The 19,820-nt window shown below is 74.4% G+C and carries 19 protein-coding genes; 7 read left to right on the forward strand and 12 right to left on the reverse strand.

Annotated features, from left to right (window positions below; translation table 11 throughout):
• The first annotated feature begins 12 nt into the window (after nt 1-12).
• A complete protein-coding gene (locus O2W18_RS06685; RefSeq protein WP_269186764.1) occupies nt 13-1,176 on the forward strand; it encodes an acyl-CoA dehydrogenase family protein in 1,164 nt (387 codons plus the stop codon).
• A complete protein-coding gene (locus O2W18_RS06690) occupies nt 1,173-2,240 on the forward strand; it encodes an acyl-CoA dehydrogenase family protein (protein WP_269186765.1) in 1,068 nt (355 codons plus the stop codon). The genes O2W18_RS06685 and O2W18_RS06690 overlap by 4 nt, the downstream gene beginning before the upstream one ends.
• A gap of 32 nt (nt 2,241-2,272) precedes the next feature.
• Here the strand turns inward: O2W18_RS06690 and O2W18_RS06695 are convergent, their stop codons facing one another.
• The 4 genes from O2W18_RS06695 to O2W18_RS06710 form a co-directional block, all read right to left on the reverse strand.
• On the reverse strand, nt 2,273-2,896 hold the full coding sequence (locus tag O2W18_RS06695) for a hypothetical protein (protein WP_269186766.1): 624 nt from the start codon (nt 2,894-2,896) through the stop codon (nt 2,273-2,275).
• Nucleotides 2,897-3,096: 200 nt separating this feature from the next.
• Nucleotides 3,097-3,861, reverse strand: a complete 765-nt coding sequence (locus O2W18_RS06700; RefSeq protein ID WP_269186767.1) for a hypothetical protein — start codon at nt 3,859-3,861, stop codon at nt 3,097-3,099.
• Nucleotides 3,862-3,871: 10 nt separating this feature from the next.
• Nucleotides 3,872-4,192, reverse strand: a complete 321-nt coding sequence (locus O2W18_RS06705) for an EthD family reductase (protein ID WP_269186768.1) — start codon at nt 4,190-4,192, stop codon at nt 3,872-3,874.
• 82 nt (nt 4,193-4,274) lie between these two features.
• Nucleotides 4,275-5,318: a glutathione S-transferase family protein gene (locus O2W18_RS06710; RefSeq protein WP_269186769.1), complete on the reverse strand. Its 1,044-nt coding sequence runs from the start codon at nt 5,316-5,318 to the stop codon at nt 4,275-4,277.
• A 100-nt stretch (nt 5,319-5,418) separates the two neighbouring features.
• Here O2W18_RS06710 and O2W18_RS06715 point away from each other — a divergent pair, with 100 nt between their 5' ends.
• Nucleotides 5,419-5,646, forward strand: coding sequence for a hypothetical protein (locus O2W18_RS06715; RefSeq protein ID WP_269186770.1), 228 nt, complete (start codon nt 5,419-5,421; stop codon nt 5,644-5,646).
• On the opposite strand, the gene O2W18_RS06720 is transcribed toward O2W18_RS06715, so the two are convergent.
• From O2W18_RS06720 to O2W18_RS06740, 5 genes are all read right to left on the reverse strand, one after another.
• Nucleotides 5,647-6,501 (reverse strand): formate/nitrite transporter family protein, encoded by an 855-nt coding sequence (locus tag O2W18_RS06720; RefSeq protein WP_269186771.1) that lies wholly within the window; start codon nt 6,499-6,501, stop codon nt 5,647-5,649.
• Between the two features lie 93 nt (nt 6,502-6,594).
• Nucleotides 6,595-7,185, reverse strand: a complete 591-nt coding sequence (locus tag O2W18_RS06725) for a helix-turn-helix domain-containing protein (RefSeq protein WP_269186772.1) — start codon at nt 7,183-7,185, stop codon at nt 6,595-6,597.
• An 86-nt stretch (nt 7,186-7,271) separates the two neighbouring features.
• Complete coding sequence (locus tag O2W18_RS06730) at nt 7,272-7,895, reverse strand: hypothetical protein (protein WP_269186773.1); 624 nt, start codon at nt 7,893-7,895, stop codon at nt 7,272-7,274.
• A 232-nt stretch (nt 7,896-8,127) separates the two neighbouring features.
• On the reverse strand, nt 8,128-9,669 hold the full coding sequence (locus O2W18_RS06735; RefSeq protein ID WP_269186774.1) for a protein kinase domain-containing protein: 1,542 nt from the start codon (nt 9,667-9,669) through the stop codon (nt 8,128-8,130).
• 95 nt (nt 9,670-9,764) lie between these two features.
• Nucleotides 9,765-11,354 (reverse strand): protein kinase domain-containing protein, encoded by a 1,590-nt coding sequence (locus O2W18_RS06740; RefSeq protein WP_269186775.1) that lies wholly within the window; start codon nt 11,352-11,354, stop codon nt 9,765-9,767.
• Nucleotides 11,355-11,506: 152 nt separating this feature from the next.
• Between O2W18_RS06740 and O2W18_RS06745 the strand changes: the two genes are divergently transcribed.
• From O2W18_RS06745 to O2W18_RS06760, 4 genes are all read left to right on the forward strand, one after another.
• Nucleotides 11,507-12,271 carry an IclR family transcriptional regulator gene (locus O2W18_RS06745; RefSeq protein WP_269186776.1) on the forward strand — a complete coding sequence of 255 codons (765 nt, stop codon included), beginning with the start codon at nt 11,507-11,509 and terminating at the stop codon, nt 12,269-12,271.
• Between the two features lie 181 nt (nt 12,272-12,452).
• Nucleotides 12,453-14,894 (forward strand): GcvT family protein, encoded by a 2,442-nt coding sequence (locus O2W18_RS06750; RefSeq protein ID WP_269186777.1) that lies wholly within the window; start codon nt 12,453-12,455, stop codon nt 14,892-14,894.
• A 1-nt stretch (nt 14,895) separates the two neighbouring features.
• A complete protein-coding gene (gene solA / locus O2W18_RS06755) occupies nt 14,896-16,047 on the forward strand; it encodes an N-methyl-L-tryptophan oxidase (protein ID WP_269186778.1) in 1,152 nt (383 codons plus the stop codon).
• Complete coding sequence (locus tag O2W18_RS06760; RefSeq protein ID WP_269186779.1) at nt 16,044-17,168, forward strand: aromatic ring-hydroxylating oxygenase subunit alpha; 1,125 nt, start codon at nt 16,044-16,046, stop codon at nt 17,166-17,168. Before solA ends, O2W18_RS06760 begins: the two co-directional genes overlap by 4 nt.
• A gap of 36 nt (nt 17,169-17,204) precedes the next feature.
• Here the strand turns inward: O2W18_RS06760 and O2W18_RS06765 are convergent, their stop codons facing one another.
• From O2W18_RS06765 to O2W18_RS06775, 3 genes are all read right to left on the reverse strand, one after another.
• Entirely contained in the window at nt 17,205-17,957 is a 753-nt protein-coding gene (locus O2W18_RS06765) for an Hpt domain-containing response regulator (protein ID WP_269186780.1), read from the reverse strand.
• Nucleotides 17,958-18,118: 161 nt separating this feature from the next.
• Nucleotides 18,119-18,904 (reverse strand): ABC transporter ATP-binding protein, encoded by a 786-nt coding sequence (locus O2W18_RS06770; protein WP_269186781.1) that lies wholly within the window; start codon nt 18,902-18,904, stop codon nt 18,119-18,121.
• Between the two features lie 9 nt (nt 18,905-18,913).
• On the reverse strand, nt 18,914-19,789 hold the full coding sequence (locus O2W18_RS06775) for an ABC transporter permease (protein ID WP_269186782.1): 876 nt from the start codon (nt 19,787-19,789) through the stop codon (nt 18,914-18,916).
• Nucleotides 19,790-19,820: the final 31 nt, after the last annotated feature.

Here is a 19,820-nt window from a genome sequence, read left to right on the forward strand (position 1 = left end):
GGGGAGCACTGCATGGGCAGCAACTCGTTGACGCTGGCGCCTGCGCCGCGATCGGCCGCCGCCGAGGACGTACGGGCCGAGGTGCGTGAGTTCCTGGCCGCCGAGCTGGCCGCCGGCAGCTTCAGCACGCACGTGGACACCTGGCTCTCCGGTGTCGACCCGGCGTTCTCCCGCAAGCTCGGCGAGCGCGGCTGGCTGGGGATGACCTGGCCGAAGCAGTACGGCGGGCACGAGCGGACGGCGATGGAGCGCTACGCGGTCACCGAGGAGCTGCTGGCCGCCGGCGCGCCGGTGGCAGCGCACTGGATCGCCGACCGGCAGTCCGGCCCCAACCTGCTGCGCTACGGCACCGAGGAGCAGCGCACCGAGATCCTGCCGCGGATCGCGGCGGGGGAGTGCTACTTCGTGATCGGGATGAGCGAGCCGGACAGCGGCTCCGACCTGGCCTCGATCCGCACCCGGGCCACCCGCAACGGCGCCGGCGACTGGGTGGTCAACGGCGCGAAGGTGTGGACGTCGAACGCGCACCACTCGCACTACGCGATCACCCTGGTCCGCACCGCGCCCGCCGACCCGGCCAACCGGCACGCGGGCCTCTCCCAGCTGCTGGTCGACCTGTCGCTGCCCGGCATCACCGTGAACCCGATCCGGATCCTGGACGGCGGCCACCACTTCAACGAGGTGGTCTTCGAGGACGTGGTCCTCCCCGGCGACATGCTGCTGGGGAAGGAGGGCGCCGGCTGGCACCAGGTGACCGCCGAGCTGGCGTTCGAGCGGTCCGGGCCGGAGCGGTTCCTGTCGACCTACCCGCTGATCGCCGAGTTCGCCCGGCGTGCGGCCGAGGACCGGGACCCGGCACAGCTGGCCACCCTGGGCCGGCTGTCGGCCCGGCTGCTCGCGCTGCGCCAGTTGTCGCTGCGGATCGCCGGGGCGCTGGACCGCGGTGAGCTCCCCGACATCCCGGCCGCCCTGGTCAAGGACGTCGGGACGACGTTCGAGGCCGACGTGATCGACGAGGTGCGCCGGGTGGTCGACGTCCCGGCGTCCCTGGACTCACCCGACCCGCTGGGCCGGGCCCTGGCCGAGGCGCAGCTGCACGCGCCCGGCTACACGCTGCGGGGCGGCACCAACGAGATCCTGCGCGGGATCGTGGCACGAGGGCTGGGACTGCGATGACCTCCTCCGACGTGGACCTGGTCGTCGAGACCGTCCGGGACGTCCTGACGAAGTTCGAGCCGTTCGTGCTCACCGCCGAGCGGCCGTGGGACGCCGGCCTGTGGTCGACGCTGGCCGAGGCGGGGCTGACCGGGGTGGGGCTGCCCGAGGAGGCCGGTGGCTCCGGCGGTGAGCTCGCCGACGCGGTGGCGGTCGTGGGGGCGCTGGCCGCCGGGGCCGCGGCGGTGCCGGTGGCCGAGCAGCTGCTGGTCGCCGCCCCCGCCGTCCTGGCCGCCGGCCTCGACCTGCCCTCCCCGGACGAGCCGTTGTCCATCGCGGTGGACGGCGCGGTCACCGCCGAGCCGCGGGACGACGGCGACGGCCCGGGCAGCTGGACGCTGACCGGCACGGCGACCGACGTCGCGTGGGCCGGGGTCGCCCAGCACCTCGCCGTCCTGGCCAGCAGCCCGGTCGGGCCGGTGCTCGCGCTGGTCGACGTGACCGGCCGGGAGACCACGCACGCGGCGAACCTGGCCGGGGAGCCGCGCGGCTCGCTGGTGCTGCAGGGGGTGACCGCGGCCGGGGCGCTGCTGACCGACGCGGCTGCCGAGCAGCTGCGGGCCCGGTACGCGCTGGCCCGGGCGGTGCAGCTGTCGGCGGCGCTGCAGCAGGTGCTGGCCTGGACGGTGCAGTACGCCGGTGAGCGGCAGCAGTTCGGCCGGCCGCTCGGCCGTTTCCAGGCGATCCAGATGGAGCTGGCCGAGATGGCCGGGGAGGTGACGGCAGTGGCGGCGCTGGTCGACGCCGCGGTGCAGGCGGTCGAGCGTGGGGAGTCGCTCGTGCTGGCCGCGGCATCGGCCAAGGTGCGCGCCGGGGCAGCCGTGGAGGTGGTGGCCCGGCTGGCCCACCAGGTGCACGGCGCGATCGGTTTCACCCAGGAGCACCGGCTGCACCACCTCACCCGGCGCTGCTGGTCGTGGCGGGACGAGGCCGGCACCGAGACGGCGTGGGCCCGGGTGCTCGGAGCCGGGCTGCTCACCGACGGCCCCGACGCCCTCTGGCCGGCCCTGACCCGGGTGCTGTGAGGGAGCCCGGGGTGCTGTGAGGGAGCGGAGCGCTACACCGTCTCGGGGATGCGCAGGTGGGCGACGGCCAGGTCGAACTCGGCGACCTCGGTGATCCGGCCGCCCATCGCCCGGGCGTACTCGGTGCGCAGCGCGTCGGCGCGCTGGCCGGCGACCAGCATCGCGTCCCGGTCGGCGTAGGCCACGGCCAGCACGGTGTTGCCGGACACCCGGTCGATCATCAGGTTGGCGCTGCAGAAGCCGGTGAGCTCCTCGATCCGGGGGAGCAGGGCCATCCGGAACGTGGCGACGTCGTCGTCGAGCGCCGCGGGGCTCGGGCGGGAGCTCCAGATGAGCCGGCAGACGGCGTCGTCACCGGTGTGCTGCACCCGGTGCATGACGGCGACCTCCCACTGCGCCACCACCGGTACGGCCCCGAACACCTGGCCGAGGCGGGCGCGGTCGCGGCGCATGCCCTCGGCGCTGCCCAGCATCGCCTGCTCGTCCGCCCAGCCGCTGGTGACGATGCAGCGACCGGTGCGCCGGCCGACGAGCATCGACAGCCCGGTGCAGCCCGGGAGGTCGGTCGTCGCCGGGAGCCACTCGTCCCGGACGAACTCGATCGCGTCGTCGAGGGCACGCGGGTTGCCGCGGAGGGTGGTCGTCCGTGCGTACATGGGTGCCTCCTCGCCTCCGGCGCCGCCCCCGGCGGCACCGCCGTGCAAGGAACTGTGCTCGTGTCCCTCGGCCGAGGTCAGCCGGGGAGCGGACCCCGGTCACGGGAACCGGCGTTGCGTCACGGCCCGCTGAACGACGGCGCACCGTCTGCTCCCCCGGGGACGGGGATCTCGCCCGGCTGGTCCGAGCCGCCGGTCGCTCAGCGGGTCGCGCTGAGCGACCGGCGCCACTCCTCGGTCGCCTCGCCCAGCGCCACTGCGGTGGTCAGCCGCAACGTGCCGCTGAGCCAGACCAGCAGGTCGTGCAACCGCAGCCGGGTCAGCGGGACGTCGAGCAGCTCGGCCGCCGCCTGCTCGAGCGTGGCGAAGGCGACCGCGTTGGCACGGAGCTCCCGGTGGGCGACCGCCGCCGTCCCGCTGTCGCCCTCCCGCAGGTGCGGCACCGTCTGCAGCCAGGTGGCGCGGTGCAGCAGCGGCACCAGGTCGGGACGGCGGTGGTGCAGCGCGGCCGCCACGTGCCGCCGTTGGGGTTCGGGGAGCTCGCCCACACCGCGCAGGGCGGCGCCGACGGTGCCCGGCTCACCGAGGACCGAGAACTCCTCGTCCGGCAGCTCCCAGAAGGCTCGTCCGGCCGCACGCCCGGCGAGGGCGGCGGCCACGGGCTCGGCCGCATCGAGGGCAGCGCGGACCGTGGACCAGGCGTCGGGGTCCAGCCGGCCGTGCAGCCCCTCGGCCACCAGCACGTCCTCGTCGCCCAGTGGTCCGGCGGGCACCGGTCGGGCGTCGAAGCGCGCGTAGCCGAAGGCCGGCACCTGCACCCACCGGCCGTCGCGCTCGTTGGGGGAGCGGTACCGCAGCGGCCGCCGTCCCCGGGCGTACCCCAGGACGGCGGCCAGCGCGGTCGGCCACGGCAGCGGGTCGGGCCCGGCGCTGGGGAGCACCAGGTCCGGCCGGCCGGTCAGCACGTCGGTGGGGTCAACCGGCCGGGCTGAGGTCGTCCAGGTCGAAGCTCGACATGGACGCACCGCCGGTGGCGAAGGTGGCCACGTCGGCGCCGGCTGCCCGGCCGGCCTCGGAGCCCATGCCCGCACCCATCGCGTCGGCGGACTCGAAGTCCAGTTCGGCGATCAGGTAGGGGCCGAGGGTGGTGGGGTCCATCGACCGGGGGTGCCCGGCGGTGAACCGGAGCAGGCCCGGGATGGCCTGGGCCAGGCCGACGTGCACGTCCCGGTAGTGCCGGTCGAACTCCGCCGGGTCGGCCGGCTGGCCGTACTGGACGATCAGTCTGTGCACCACTGCGCCACCTCTCCTCGGTCCGCGGGCTCCGCTGCCCGGGACGCCGTGGTCAGCCAACCAGGGGTCCCGGGCCGCGGCGCGCTCAGCGGTGGCCGATGCCGCCCGGGCCGTGCTCGGGCGGGATGACCTCACCGTCGACCGGCGGGCCGGGCGGGGTGCCGTCGCCGAACGGGCGGCCACCCATCTCCTCGCGACCGTGCGGCGTGAGCCAGACCGACGTGTCCGGGCCCATGGGGATGATCTGGGTCGGGTTGATGTCGGCGTGCACCACGTAGTAGTGCTCCTTGATCTGCGGGAAGTCGGTGGTGTCACCGAAGCCCGGGGTCTGGAACAGGTCGCGGGCGTAGCCCCACAGCGCCGGCAGCTCGGTCAGCTTGTTGCGGTTGGCCTTGAAGTGGCCGTGGTAGACGGCGTCGAACCGGGCCAGCGTGGTGAACAGCCGGACGTCGGCCTCCGTGATGGTCTCGCCCATCAGGAAGCGGCGGGTCGTCAGCCGCTCCTCCAGCCAGTCCATCGCCGTCCACAGCCGCTCGTAGGCCTTGTCGTAGGCGCTCTGCGACCCGGCGAAGCCGCAGCGGTAGACCCCGTTGTTCACCTCGGTGAAGACCCGCTCGATCACCTCGTCCATCTCCGCCCGCAGGTGCTCGGGGTAGAGGTCCGGGGCGCCGTCGCGGTGGAAGGCGGTCCACTCGGAGGAGAAGTCCAGCGTCATCTGCTTGAAGTCGTTGGTCACCACTGCACCGGTGGGGATGTCGACCATCGCCGGGACGGTGATGCCGCGCGGGTACTCCGGGTCGCGGGCGAAGAACGCCTCCTGCAGCCGCTCGTACCCCAGCACCGGGTCGCGGCCGCCGGGGTCGAGGTCGAAGGTCCAGCTGCGCTCGTCGTGGGTGGGGCCGCAGATCCCCATGGAGATGGCCTGCTCCAGGCCGAGCAGCCGCCGGACGATCGCCGCGCGGTTGGCCCACGGGCACGCCCGGGCGATGACCAGCCGGTACCGGCCGGCCTCCACGGGCCACCGGCTGTCGCCGTCGGCGGTGATCCGGTCGGTGATGTAGTTCTGGTCCCGCTGGTAGTCCTGGCCGGGTTCGACGTAGCCGCTGCCGCTCTGCTTGTTGGTGCTCACCCCACCAGCCTCCTCGACCGGACGCTCCACCGCAGGGTGTGGCGCGCGGTGCCGGACGATCCACCGTCGCCGGGCACCCGGGCCGGGCTAGCCTCTGGGCATGGCCGCCCCCTTCCGCCCACCCTGGTTCGGCAACCGGGGAGTGCAGCTGCTGGCGGGCGCGGCGGTGGCCTTCAACCTGGTTGCGCTGGTGCTGCGGCTGGTCGACGGCGAGTGGGGCGAGGCCTTCCTGAGCTTCGCGTGGACCGTCGTCTTCGGCTACGTGCTGCTGGAGTCGCTGCGCTTCCGCAAGCAGCAGGACGCCGGCCAGGACACCCCGGCCGACTGATCAGCCCCGTTCCGCGGGTTCGACCGGCTCCTGGGTCCGCTCCTCGTCGTCCTCCGGCTGGTCCTTCAGGAAGAGGTACCAGTAGGAGGTCGACACGAAGACGACCGCGCCGACGAGGTTGCCCGCTCCGGCCAGCAGCCAGTTGAGCGCCGTGTCGTCCCAGCCGATGTCCACGCCGGCGAAGATCGCCGCCGGCAGGAAGAACATGTTGGCGATGACGTGGTCGAAGCCCATCGCCACGAAGGCCATGATCGGGAAGAAGATCGCCAGGATCTTGCCCGAGACGGTGGTGGCCGCCAGTGACATCCAGACCGCCAGGCAGACCAGCCAGTTGCACCCCACGGCGCGGAGGAACGTCTGCCAGGCCGTCTCGTCCAGCGCCTTGCCCTCCGCGATGGAGGCCAGCCGCTCGTAGGTGAGCCCGCCCGTGCCGGTGGCGTCGGCGTCGCCGATCACCCCGGTCTGTACGGCGAGGAAGAACGCGACGAACATCGCCCCGACCAGGTTGCCGAGCAGGACCAGGGTCAGGTTCTTGACCACGTCGCCGATGTCGATCTTGCCGCGCATCGCGCCCAGCGGGACCAGGGCCATGTTGCCCGTGGCCAGGTCGGAGCCGGCGACGAGCACGAGCACCAGGCCGAGGGTGAAGGTCGCGCCGGTGAACAGCGTCGGCAGCGTCCCCCAGGTCTCCGGGTCCAGGCCGGAGGAGACGACGATGGCGACGAGCCCACCGAAGGCGATGTAGGCACCGGCCAGAAAGCCGCTGACCAGCACCTTGTCCCAGGTGCGGCGGGTCTTCTTCGCCCCGGTCGCGGCAGCGACCTGGGCGATCTCCTTGGGTGCGCGTGCGGGCAAGGCGTACCTCCAGGGTGAACGGGACGGCCCGTGATCTCAGGCCCGGGGGCACCAGCCTCTCGAACACCGCGCCGTCCCGCTCGGTGAGCGGTGCTAGTCGCCGCTCCTGCGCGGACGGGCCCGCACGTGCATCCGCTCGCCCTGCGGGCCGAACAGGGCCAGCAGCTCGACCGGGGCCGGACCGGGGTTGGTCAGCGCGTGCGGCACGTGGGTGTCGAACTCGACCACCTCACCCGGGGTGAGCTCCAGCCGCTGGTCACCGAGGAACAGCACGAACCGGCCGTTGAGCACGTACAGCCACTCGTAGCCCTCGTGGGTCTTGAGCTCCACGTCGCCGGCGGGGTGGCCCGGCGGCATGATCATCTTGTAGGCCTGCAGCCCGCCGGGCCGGCGGGTGAGCGGCAGCATGGTCATGCCGTTGCGCTCGACCGGGCGCGGCTGGACCCGGGGGTCGCGCGACGGCGGTTCATCGAGCAGCTGGTCCAGTGGGACCTGCAGGGCGCGGGTGAGCGGGAGCAGCAGCTCCAGCGTCGCCCGCCGCTGCCCGGACTCCAGCCGGGACAGGGTGCTGACCGAGATCCCGGTGGTCTCCGACAGCTGGGTCAGCGTGGTGTCCCGCTGCTGGCGCAGCGCGCGCAGCCGCGGCCCCACCGCCTGGACCACCGCATCGACGTCGTCGCTCATGTCGCACAGTTTGCTGGTGCGGCAACACTCTTTGTCAAGCAGCACCGAGCGGGAGCTCAGCATCCGGTGCTGGGTGACTCCGCCGGTCAGGCCATCTCCGGCACCCGCAGGTGCGCCACCGCCAGGTCGAACTCGGCGACCTCGGTGACCTGCACCCGGGTCGCTGCGACGAACTCCCGGCGCATCGCCGACCCCATCTCCCGGGACCGTTCCAGCGCGTCCCGGTCGGCGTAGGTGACGGCCGCGGCGGCGCGGCCGCTGTCCCGGTCGACGAGCAGGCTGGTGCTGCAGAAGCCGGGGAGCTCCGTCATCCACGGGATCAGGCTCATCCGGAAGGCGTCGACCATGCCGTCCAGGCCCGCCGGGTCCGACGTCGCCCAGACGACCCGGGTGCAGGCCCCGTCGCCGGTGGGGTGCTCCCGGTGCAGGACGGCGATCTCCCACTCGGCGACCTCCATGGCCTCCGCCCGCATCACCCCGGCGGCGTGGTCGCGGAGCTCGCCGACGGCGACCGCGCTGGCGCGCATGGCCTCGTCGGTGGCCCAGGCGGCGGTGACGATGCAGCGGCCGGCGGCCCGGTCGGCCAGCATCGACATGCCCACGCAGCCGCTCATCCCGCGCAGCATCGGCCAGACCGCATCGCGGACGTAGTCGATCCCGTCGTCGACGGCCTGTGGGTCACCGCGCACCGTGGTGGTCCTGGCGTGCATCTCCGTGCTCCTCCCTGGCGACGCCCGGGCGGCACCGCCGCGAGGCCCAGGGTCCTCCCGCGCCGTCCGGGTCGCTGGGGTCCCGCGCACTCGGTGCCAGGACCCGGCGCGTGGGAACCCTCCGCACCTCGCCCGGCACGCGCCGCTGCTGAGGCCGGGCGGGGCGTCCTGGGACCGCTCGGGGTCGGGCACGTCCGGTCCGGTCGGGCACCGCACACGTCGGGCCGGGCGGTCAGTCGTCGCGGTCGCGGCGGCGTTCCCGCCAGCGCTCGACGGCCTCCTCGATCTCCTCCTCGTCCAGCTCCGGGTCCTCGGTCGGCGCGGGCTCGGCCTCCGGCGTGGGCGCGGGTGCCGGGGCGGGCGCCGGCTCGGGCGCGGGCGGCGGGGGTGGTGGCGGTGGCGGGGCGACCGCGTGGGTGAGGGTCACCGCGGCCCCCGGCAGCACCTGGCCCACCGGGTCGAGCGCGATCACCGAGCCGTCGGGGACGTCGCCGGTCTGCAGGGGCCGCAGGGTCGGGACGAGCCCCCGCTCGACCAGCTCGGCCTGCACCTCGGTCACCGGTCGGCCCACGTAGTCCACCGTCGACAGCGAGACCAGCTGGACCACCGGCTCGCTCGGGGGCGTCGGTTCCGCGGCCGGGGCCGGCTGGGCGGCCGGCCGCGGGTCCGCGCGGTCGGTGGCGAGCTGGAGCAGACCGAAGGTGCCCCCCATCGCGACCAGGAAGGCGAGCAGGGTGGCGACCAGGAACGGCCAACGGCGGCGGCGTTCGGGCTCGTCGCCGAGGTCGTCCTCGTCCTCCGCCGGGGGCAGCACATAGCCCTGGGTCGCCGGGAAGGGCGGCAGCGGGGTCGGTGTCCGCACCGCGGGGAGCTCCGCCGTCCGGATCGCCGGCATCACCGCCGTCCGGGGCTCGGCGGCCGGCCCGCCGACCGGCCGGCCGGCCAGGACGTCGTCGATGGCGGCGCGGAGGGCAGCACCGTCGGCGAACCGCTCGGCGGGGTCCTTGGCGATGGCCCGGTCGATCAGCGCGCGCACCGGCGCCGGGACGTCGTCGGGCAGCGGCGGCGGCACCTCCCGGATCCGCCGGAGCGCCACCTCCACCACGTCCCCACCGTCGAAGCCGCGGTGCCCGGCCAGGCACTCGTAGCCCACCAGCCCGAGGGCGTAGACGTCGCTGGCCGGGGTGGCGCGCGTGCCGGCGGCCTGTTCGGGGGAGAGGTAGTGGGCCGTGCCGACGACCTCGCCGGTCACGGTCAGCGGCACGCTGGTGGCGGAGACAGCCACCCCGAAGTCGGTGAGCTTGACCCCGCCGTCGTCGGCGAGCAGGACGTTGCCGGGCTTCACGTCCCGGTGGACGACGTCGGCGGCGTGCGCGGCGGCCAGCCCGGCGGCGCACTGCCGGAGCACCTGCAGCGTGCGGTCCGGGGACAGCCGCCGCTCACGGCGCAGCAGCGTCGCCAGCGACTCGCCGCGGACCAGCTCCATCACCAGGTAGGCCAGGTGCTCACCTCGGGTGGAGGCGTCGGGCAGCACCTCGCCGTAGTCGAAGAGCGTGGCGATGTGCGGGTGCACCAGGCCGGCGGAGTGCTGTGCCTCGGCGCGGAACCGGGCGAGGAAGGTGGCGTTGGCGGTGTACTCGCTCCGCAGCACCTTCACCGCGACGTCCCGGCCGAGCACGGTGTCGCCAGCCTGCCAGACCTGGCCCATCCCGCCGGAGGCGATCAGCGTCTGCAGCTCGTAGCGCCCGCCGAGGAGCTGACCGTTCGGGTGCACCGGCACATCCTCCTCGTTCCCCCGCGGCGATGTGGGACTCGTGGGGCGGGAGTTCGCGCTCCGCAGAAATGGGCGCTGGCGCGGTGGTCTGCGGCTCAGCCGTCGTCCTGCCCGTCGTCGTCACCGCTGCCCTGGTCGCCGCCGCCCTGGTCACGGTTGCCCTGGTTCCCCTGGTCGCCGTTCCCGCCGCCCTCGGTTCCGCTCCCGCCACCTCCGGTGCCGTTCCCGCCGCTCTCGTCGGGCTCGTCCTCGTCGCCGTCGTCGGTGGGGCTGGAGGTGGGGGTCGGGGTGGGCGGAGCGGTGGCGTAGGTGACGGTGACGACGGCGCCCTGGGCCAGTTCGCCGGCCGGGGAGACGGCGAGCACCGCGCCCTCGTCGGCGTCGGCCGTCTGCTGCGGGACGGCGCGGACGGACAGGCTGAGCCCGATCAGGTCCGCCTCGACGTCGCCGATCCGCCGGCCCAGGTAGTCGTCGGGGTCCACCTCGACCAGCACCGCACTGGGGGCGGTGGTCTCCTCGGCGGTGGACGTGGTCGGGGCGGTCTGCTCGGCGCTCGTCGTCGGTGTCGTGGTGGAGGTGTCCGTCGCGTCGTCGCCGAGCAGCTGGAACCCGGCGACGGCGAGGGCGGCCGCGATGAGCGCACCGAGCAGTGGCAACAGCAGTCGTCGGCGCCTGCTCTCCCGCGCCCGTTCGGGACCCGATCCGGCTGCGCCGGCACCGACGCCGGCAGCGCCCACCCCGACGGCCGTCGCGGCCCCGCCGACGGCGGGCATGACCCGGGTGCTGGGCGACGGTGCTGCGCCACCGGCCGCAGGGAGCACGGTCGTCCGGTCGGCCGGCTGCAGCGGGCGCCCGGCGCGCACGTCGTCGATCGCGGCGCCGAAGGCGGCGGCGTCGGGGAAGCGCTGGGCCGGGTCCTTGACCATCGCCGCGGCAACGAGTTGGCGCACCGGCGGGGGGACGTCGTCCGGCAGGGGGGCAGCGTCGTCCCGGATCTGCATGAGCGCGACCTGCACCGAGCTCTCGGCGTCGAACGCGTGGTGGCCGGCCAGGCACTCGTAGCCGACGATGCCGAGGGCGTAGACGTCGCTGGCCGCGGTCGCCCGCTGGCCCTGGGCCTGCTCGGGGGAGAGGTAGTGCGGGGTGCCGATGACCTGGCCGGCCTGGGTGAGCGGCACGGTGGAGCCGGAGACGGCGACCCCGAAGTCGGTGATCTTGACGGTCCCGTCGGCGCCGATGAGCACGTTGCCGGGCTTGATGTCGCGGTGGACGACGCCGGTGGCGTGCGCGGCGGCCAGGCCGGCGGCGCTCTGCCGCAGCACGTCCAGGGTCCGTTCGGGGCTGAGCCGGCCATCGCGGCGCAGCAGCGTCGACAGCGACTCGCCGCGCACCAGCTCCATCACCAGGTAGGCGAGGTGCTCGTCGCGCGGGCCGGCGGGCGGGATCTCGCCGTAGTCGAACAGGGTGGCGATGTTGGGGTGCACCAGGCGGGCGGCGAGCTGGGCCTCGGCCCGGAAGCGGGCCAGGAACGTCGGGTCGCCGGTGTACTCGCTGCGCAGCACCTTCACCGCGACGTCCCGCTCGAGGACCGTGTCGCGGGCCTGCCAGACCTGCCCCATGCCGCCGGTGGCGATCAGCGAGGTGAGCTCGTAGCGCCCGCCCAGGAGCTGACCGTCCGGGTGCATGCGTCTCCTCGCTGGTGCGCTGCCCGGGAGGTCCGGACACCCCATCCCACCAGGCCGGACCGGCGGTGGCGATGCCGGGCGCCACTCCATTGGGCCAGAGGCGGGATCCCGGCCCGGTGGGTGGGGGGTGACGCCGCCCCTAGGGTTGCGTCATGCGCAACGAGTCGACCGCCGCCGGACCGGTCCAGTCGGTCGACCGCGCGCTGGAGATCCTGGACGTGCTCGCCCGGCGGGGTGCGGCCGGCGTGACCGAGGTGGCCGGGGAGCTCGGGGTGCACAAGTCCACGGCGTCCCGCCTGCTCGGCACGCTGGAGGCCCGCGGCTTCGTGGAGCAGCAGGGTGATCGGGGCGTCTACCGGCTCGGCTTCGCGCTCGTCCGGCTGGCCGGGGCGAGCGCGGCGCAGCTGGAGCTGACCCAGCTCGGGCGGGACGTCTGCGAACGGCTGTCCGCCGAGCTCGACGAGGCGGTCAACCTCGCCGTGCGCGACGGCGAGAGCGTGGTGAACGTCAGCCAGGTGCGCGGCAGCGCCTCGATCGGGATGCTGAACTGGGTCGGCCGGCGGACGCCGCTGCACGCCACCTCCAGCGGCAAGGTGCTGCTCGCCTTCGGCCCGCCGGCGCTGTCCCATGCGGTCCTCGCCCGGCCGATGGCCCGGTTCACCGAGGCGACGATCACCGACGCCGAGGCCCTCGCCGCCGCGCTGGCCGAGGTGCACGAGCGGGGCTGGGCGGCCACCGAGGGGGAGCTGGAGGCCGGGCTCAACGCGGTCGCCGCGCCGGTCTGCGGTGCCGACGGGCGACTCGTGGCGGCGCTCAGCGTCTCCGGCCCGGCCTACCGGCTGCCGCCCGAGCGGTTCGCCGCGGTCGCCGAGCGGGTGCGGGGCGCGGCCGCCCAGATCGAGTCCCGGCTCGGCTGAGGGGCGCACGTTCCATTCGGGTGCACGCTCAGCGGTCGCCCGTTTCTGTGCTGTGAACATCTCGGCGGACGCGCCGACGACACGCCCGAAGGGCATTGACGGCACCTCTCCCGGGAGCTGAGGCTGTTGCGCATACCGCGAGCGGTTGCGGTCCACGCAACAAAGTCGAGAGGACCCGCGCATGGGCGTCGGATCTCAGCGTGTCCACCGGGGTGCTCCCCGGGTCGTCGTCATCGGGGCCGGGATCGTCGGCTGCTCGTTGGCCGAGGAGCTCACCGCGCGGGGCTGGACCGACGTCACGGTGCTGGACCAGGGGCCGCTGTTCGCCGCCGGCGGGTCGAGCTCGCACGCTCCCGGGCTGGTCTTCCAGACCAACCCGTCCAAGACGCTGGCCGAGTTCGCGCGCTACACCGTCGGCAAGCTCCGGGACCTGAGCGTCGACGGGCGGCCGTGCTTCCGGCCGGTCGGCGGCCTGGAGGTCGCCACCACGCCGGCACGTCTCGCCGAGCTCGCCCGCCGGCACGGGTTGGCCACCTCCTGGGGCATCGAGGCCCGGCTGGTCGACCCGGCCGAGTGCGCCCGGCTGCACCCGCTGCTGGACCCCGGTGCCGTCCTCGGCGGGCTGCACGTGCCCAGCGACGGCCTGGTGCACGCGGTGCCGGCGGGCGAGGCGCAGGCCCGGCGGGCGATCGACCGGGGCGCCCGGTTCCTGTCCCGGCACCGGGTCACCGGGGTGGCCTCGGCCGCCGGGCGCGTCTCCGGCGTGCACACCGACCAGGGGTTCGTGCCGGCCGACGTCGTCGTCTGCGCGGCCGGGTTCTGGGGCCCGGACGTCGGGGCGCTGGCCGGGCTGACCGTGCCGCTGCAGCCGCTGGCCCACCAGTACGCCACCACCGCCCCGGTGCCGGCGCTGGCCGGCGCGGTCGCGGAGATCAGCGCGCCGATCCTGCGCCACCAGGACGCCGACCTCTACTACCGCGAGCACGGCGACCGGATCGGGATCGGCTCCTACGGCCACCGCCCGATGCCGGTCACCGCCGCGGAGACCGAGCAGCACGAGAACAGCTGCCTGCCCTTCACCCCCGAGGACTTCAGCGACGCCTGGAAGCAGAGCCTGGCGCTGCTGCCCGGGCTGGCCGAGACCGAGGTCGCCGCGGGCATCAACGGCGTCTTCTCCTTCACCCCCGACGGCATGCCGCTGCTGGGCGAGCACCGGGACCTGCCCGGCTTCTGGGTCGCCGAGGCGGTCTGGGTGACCCACTCGGCGGGGGTGGCGAAGGCGCTGGCGGAGTGGCTGGTCGAGGGGCAGCCACGCACCGACGTCCACGAGTGCGACCTGCACCGGTTCACCGCGGTGCAGCTGTCCCCGGAGTACGTCGCCGAGCGGGGGGCCCAGCAGTTCGTCGAGGTCTACGACGTCGTCCACCCGCTGGCCCCGCCGCAGGTGCTCCGTCCGCTGCAGGTGAGCCCGTTCCACCCCCGGCACATCGAGCTCGGCGCGGTGTGCGGTGAGGCCGGCGGCTGGGAGCGGCCGCTGTGGTTCGGGGCCAACGCCGCCCTCGCCGACGGGCTCGAGCTGCCGGCGCGGGACGAGTGGGCCGCGCAGTGGTGGTCGCCGACCGCCGCGGCGGAGGCGGCCGCCACCCGGGAGAGGGTGGCGATGTACGACATGACCCCGCTGACCCGGATCGAGGTCACCGGGCCGGGTGCGTGCGCGCTCCTGCAGCAGCTGACCAGCAACGACGTCGACCGGCCGGTGGGCCGGGTGGTCTACACGCTGCTGCTCGGCGCCGACGGCGGGATCCGCAGCGACCTCACCGTGGCCCGGCTGGGGGAGCAGCGCTTCCAGGTGGGCGCGAACGGGCCGCTGGACCTCGACTGGTTCCGCCAGCACGCGCCGGAGGACGGATCGGTGCAGCTGCGCGACACCACGACGGGCACCTGCGGCATCGGGCTGTGGGGCCCGCGGGCCCGCGACGTCCTGCAGTCGCTCACCCGCACCGACGTCTCCAACGGCGCCTTCCGCTACTTCACCGCGCGGGAGCTCTTCGTCGGCGGGGTGCCGGTCACCGCGCTGCGGGTCTCCTACGTCGGGGAGCTCGGCTGGGAGCTCTACACCGACGCCGCCACCGGCCTGCGGCTGTGGGACGTGCTCTGGGCCGCCGGGCAGGAGCACGGCCTGGTCGCCGCCGGGCGCAGCGCGTTCGGCAGCCTGCGACTGGAGAAGGGCTACCGCGCCTGGGGCGTGGACATGACCACCGAGCACGACCCGGTCGAGGCCGGCCTGGAGTTCGCCGTCCGGCCGGGCAAGGGCGACTTCGTCGGCCGGGACGCGCTCGACCGCCGTCCGCACCCCCGGCGGCTGGCCTGCCTGACCCTGGACGACCCGGCGACGACGGTGCTCGGCAAGGAGCCGGTCCGGGTCGACGGGGTGCCGGTCGGGCACGTCACCAGCGCCGCGTTCGGCTACACGATCGGCCGGTCGATCGCCTACGCATGGCTGCCCGCCGAACACGCGGAACCGGGCACCGCGGTGACCATCGACTGGTTCGGGCAGCCGGTGGCGGCGACGGTCAGCGCCGAGCCGCTGGTCGACCCGGCCGGTGCGAAGGTGCGGTGCTGACGTGACCCACGACGTGATCGTCCTCGGCCTGGGCGGCATGGGCAGCGCCGCCGCCGCGCACCTGGCCGCCCGCGGGCAGCGGGTGCTCGGCCTCGAGCGGTTCGGCCCGGCGCACGACCGCGGCTCGAGCCACGGTGGGTCGCGGATCACCCGGCAGGCCTACTTCGAGGACCCCGCCTACGTGCCGCTGCTGCTGCGCGCCTACGAGCTGTGGGACGAGCTCTGCGCCGACTCCGGCTCCGACGTGCTGGTGCGCACCGGCGGGGTGTTCCTCGGCCGCCCGGACAGCCGGACGGTGGCCGGGAGCCTGCGCGCGGCGCAGGAGTGGGGGCTGGCGCACGAGCTGCTCACCGCGGCGGAGGTGCGCCGGCGCTTCCCGACGCTGAGCCCGGCCGAGGACGAGGTGGGGCTGTTCGAGGCCGCCGCCGGCTTCGCCCGACCCGAGGCCACCGTCGCCGCGCACCTGGCGCTGGCGGAGAAGCGCGGCGCCGAGCTGCACTTCGACGAGCCGGCGCTGGAGTGGTCGGCCACGCCCGACGGCGGCGTCCGGGTCCGGACAGCGGCCGGGGAGCACACCGCGGGTGCGCTGGTGATCAGCCCCGGGGCCTGGGCGCCGCAACTGCTCGCCGAGCTGGACATCCCGTTCCGGGTCGAGCGGCAGGTCATGTACTGGTTCCAGCCCGCGGGCGGGGTGGCCGGCTGGACGCCGGACCGGCACCCCATCTACATCCACGAGGCCGCCGACGGCACCCAGGTCTACGGCTTCCCGGCGATCGACGGCCCCGACGGCGGGGCGAAGGTGGCGTTCTTCCGGCGCGGCTCGCTGTGCACCCCGGAGACGATCGACCGGGAGGTGCACCCGGCCGAGGTCGCGGCGATCGCCGAGCACCTGGCCGGCCCGCTGCCCACCCTGCCCGGGCAGCTGCTCACCGCGGCGACCTGCATGTACACCACGACGCCGGACGAGCACTTCGTCATCGCACCGCATCCGCAGCACCCGCAGGTGACCGTCGCCTGCGGCTTCTCCGGGCACGGCTTCAAGTTCGTACCGGTGGTCGGCGAGGTCCTCGCCGACCTCGCCACCACGGGCGCGACCGCGCACCCGATCGCCCTGTTCGACCCCCGCCGGCCCGCCCTGGAGGCCACCCGATGACGATGCTCGAGCAGTCCACCGGCAGCAGCCTGATCTCGACACTGGGCGGGCGCTGGTACACCGACCCGGCGGTGTTCGCCCGGGAGCAGGAACGGGTGTTCGAGGCGATGTGGTGCTGCGCCGTCCGCAGTGACGAGCTGCCCACCCCCGGGAGCTTCCGCCGGGTGCAGGTGGGCCGGGAGAGCGTGCTGGTCGTGCGCGGCCGGGACGGCGCGCTGCGGGCGTTCCTCAACGTCTGCCGCCACCGGGGTGCGCAGCTGTGCACCGAGGAGGCAGGGCAGGTGCGGACGACGCTGCGCTGCCCGTACCACGCCTGGTCCTTCGGGCTGGACGGTGCGCTGGTCGCCGCCCCGAACCTGGCCCGGATGCCCGACGTCGACCGGGTCGCCAACGGGCTGGTGCCGGTGCACCTGCAGGAGTGGCTGGGCTACGCATGGGTGTGCCTGGCCGACGACCCGCCGTCCTTCGCCGAGGACGTGCGCGGCGCCGTCACCGAGCGGCTCGGCGACCCGGCCGCGATCGAGGGCTACGACGTCGGCGGGCTGCGGCTGGGCCGGCGGATCCGCTACGACGTCGCGGCCAACTGGAAGCTGATCGTCGAGAACTTCATGGAGTGCTACCACTGCGCGACGATCCACCCCGAGCTCACCGACGTGCTGCCGGAGTTCGCCCGCGGCTACGCCGCGCAGAGCTTCGTCGGGCACGGGGCATCGTTCGCTGCGGGGGCGGAGGGCTTCACCGTCGACGGCAGCGCCGGGTTCGCCCCGCTGCCGGGCATCGACGCCGAGCAGGACCGGCGGTACTACGCCGCCACGATCAAGCCGACGGTCTTCCTGAACCTGGTGCCCGACCACGTGATCGTGCTGCGGATGACCCCGCTGGCCGTCGACCGCACCACGGTGGAGTGCGACTGGCTCTACGCGCCCGAGGTGGTCGAGTCGGGGGAGGACGTGTCCCGGTCGGTGGAGCTGTTCCACCGGGTGAACCTGCAGGACTTCGACGCCTGCGAGCGCACCCAGCCGGGGATGGCCTCCCGGGCGTACGCGGCCGGTGGGGTGCTGGTGCCGGCCGAGCACCACCTGGGCACGTTCCACGACTGGATCCGGCAGCGCCTCGCCTGAGGGGCCAAAGTCGCGACTTTGGCCCCTGAAGGCCTCTCAGGCGGCGGGGGTGAGTGGTGCGGCCAGCTCGGCGGCCAGTTCGGTGAAGACCCGGCAGGTGACGTCCAGCTCGCGGCGCAGCGCGCCGATCACCGGGCCCGGGGTGGGGAGCCGGCCGGTGCGGGCGGCCTCCTCGAGGGTGGCGCAGAGCTCGGCCAGCGGGCCGGCGCCGAGGGTCGCGGCGCTGCCGCGGAGCTTGTGGGCGGTCTCCTCGACGGCGACGGCGTCCCCGGCGTGCAGGGCGTCCTCGACGGCGGCCAGCCCCTCGGGTGCGGTGTCGACGAAGGTGCCGAGCAGCCTCGCGTGCAGCTGGCGCTCGGCCTCGTCGTCGAGGTCCCAGAGGTCCTCGACCTGGTCGCGCACGGCTTCGTCGCGTGCGGCGGCGGTGTCCACCAGGGCGGTGTCGATGGCCGCGGTGAGGGCGCTCATCGACACCGGCTTGGCGAGGTAGGCGGCGTTCAGCGCGGCCCCGGCTGCGACGTCACCGGGCAGCGCCCGGCCGCTGAGGAAGATCAGCGGCAGGTCGGCCCACATCGGGTCCTTGCGCAGCGCCGAGGCCAGGGACAGCCCGCTGCCGCCGGGCATGAACATGTCGGTGATGACGACGTCGGGGGTGAAGACGTGCTCGAGCAGCGCCCGGGCCTCGTCCATCGAGCCGGCACCGCGCACGCGGTGGCCGGCCAGGTGCAGACGTGACTCCAGCATCAGACGAGTGACGTCCTCGTCCTCCACCACCAGCACCTTGGCCACGTGTGTCTTCCCTCTGTTCGCCGATCCGGCAGCGCGAGTGCACTGCTCGTGCGAGTGAGATCGGCCGCCCACCGCCGGTACCGCAGTCCTGCCAGGAGACCTCACCCCAACGGGGCGGGCCGCCGCAGGGGCCAAAATCGCGACTTTGGCCCCTGCGCTTCTCAGACGGCGGCGGGCACCGTGTGCACGAGCTCGGCGATCTCGCGCTTGACCGCGTTGAAGGCCGGGCTGGTGACGTCGCGGTCGGCCAGGTCGACCGCGACGATCCGCCGGATGGAGCCGGGCACGCCGTGCGAGGCGCCGCCGGTCATCACCACGACCCGGTCGGCGAGGTAGACCGCCTCCTCGATCGAATGGGTCACGAAGACCACCGTCGTCCGGGTGTCGACGTGGATCCGCTTGAGCTCGGCCTGCAGGTCGGCGCGGGTGAGCGCGTCCAGAGCGCCGAACGGCTCGTCCATCAGCAGCAGCGACGGGTCGTTGGCCAGCACCCGGGCGATCGCCACCCGCTGCTGCATGCCGCCGGACAGCTGCGCGGGGTACTTGCCGGCGAACCGGGTCAGCCCGACGGCGGCGATGAACCGGTCGGTGACCGCGGCGACCTCGGCCTTGGGCAGCTTCTTGCGGGACGGGCCGTAGGCGACGTTCTCCCGCACCGACAGCCAGGGGAACAGGCCGTAGTCCTGGAAGACGACGCCGCGGTCGGGGCCGGGTCCGGTGACCGGCGTCCCGCCGACCTCGACGACCCCGGCGCTGGGCCGCTCGAAGCCGGCCAGGATGCGCAGCAGCGTGCTCTTGCCGCAGCCGCTGGCGCCGACGACGGCGACGAACTCACCGGAGGCGATGGTCAGGTCGACGTCGGCCATGGCGGCGACACCGCCGGCGTAGACCTTGCTGAGCCCGGCGATGCGGACGTCGGCCATGCGGCCGGCGGTCAGGTGCTCCATGGTCGGCTCCTACTTGATCAGCGGGCGGTCGCGGAACAGGACGCGGAAGAAGAGCGTCAGCAACCGGTCGGAGAGGAAGCCGGCGACGGCGATGCAGATCATCCCGACGACGATCTGGTCGGTCTGCACCACGTCGCGGGCCAGGAAGATCGTCGATCCCAGACCGGTCGGGACGCCGGTGGTCTCGCTGAGCACCAGGATCACCCAGGCCAGGCCGAGGCCGACCCGCATGCCGTTGACGATCGCGGGCGCGGCGGCCGGCAGCACCACCCGCAGCAGCGTGCCGACGCCGGAGGTGCCGAGCATCCGGGCGGCCTCCAGCAGCCGTTCGGGCACCTGCCGGGCGCCGCTGATGGTGCCCAGCACGATCGGGAAGAAGGCGGACAGCGTGATCAGGAAGATCGACGCCTGGTCGCCGTAGCCGATGAGCAGCGCGACCAGCGGCACCCAGGCGGTCGCCGGGACTGGCCGGAACAGGTTGATCATCGGGTCGAACAGCGAGTTCGCGGTGCGGAACCGGCCCATCAGCACGCCGAGCGGCACGGCGATCAGCGTGGCCAGGGCGAAGCCGGAGACGACGCGCAGCGCGCTGGCCGGCAGGTCCTCCCACAGCAGGCTGCTGAAGGCGTCGTCCCGGGTACCGGCGACGTAGTTGACCAGCCCCGCGGAGACGTCGGCGGGGTAGGGCAGGAAGCCCATCCGGATGCCCAGCGGCAGCTCCCACTCCTGCGCGCGGCCGACCTGCCACAGCAGCAGGAACAGCAGCGGGACGGGCAGGCCGAGGAGGACGGTGCGCGCCCGGCCGCGGCCGCGTCGGCGCGGCGTGTCGGGGACCGTGGGGGCGGCGGCCGCGACGGGGACGGTGGCGACGTCGGTGGTGGTCATGGGGGTCCTCTCCTCCCGCAGGGCGGGAGGG

The sequence above is a fragment of the Modestobacter sp. VKM Ac-2983 genome (assembly GCF_026967885.1).
Taxonomy (GTDB): Bacteria; Actinomycetota; Actinomycetes; order Mycobacteriales; family Geodermatophilaceae; genus Modestobacter.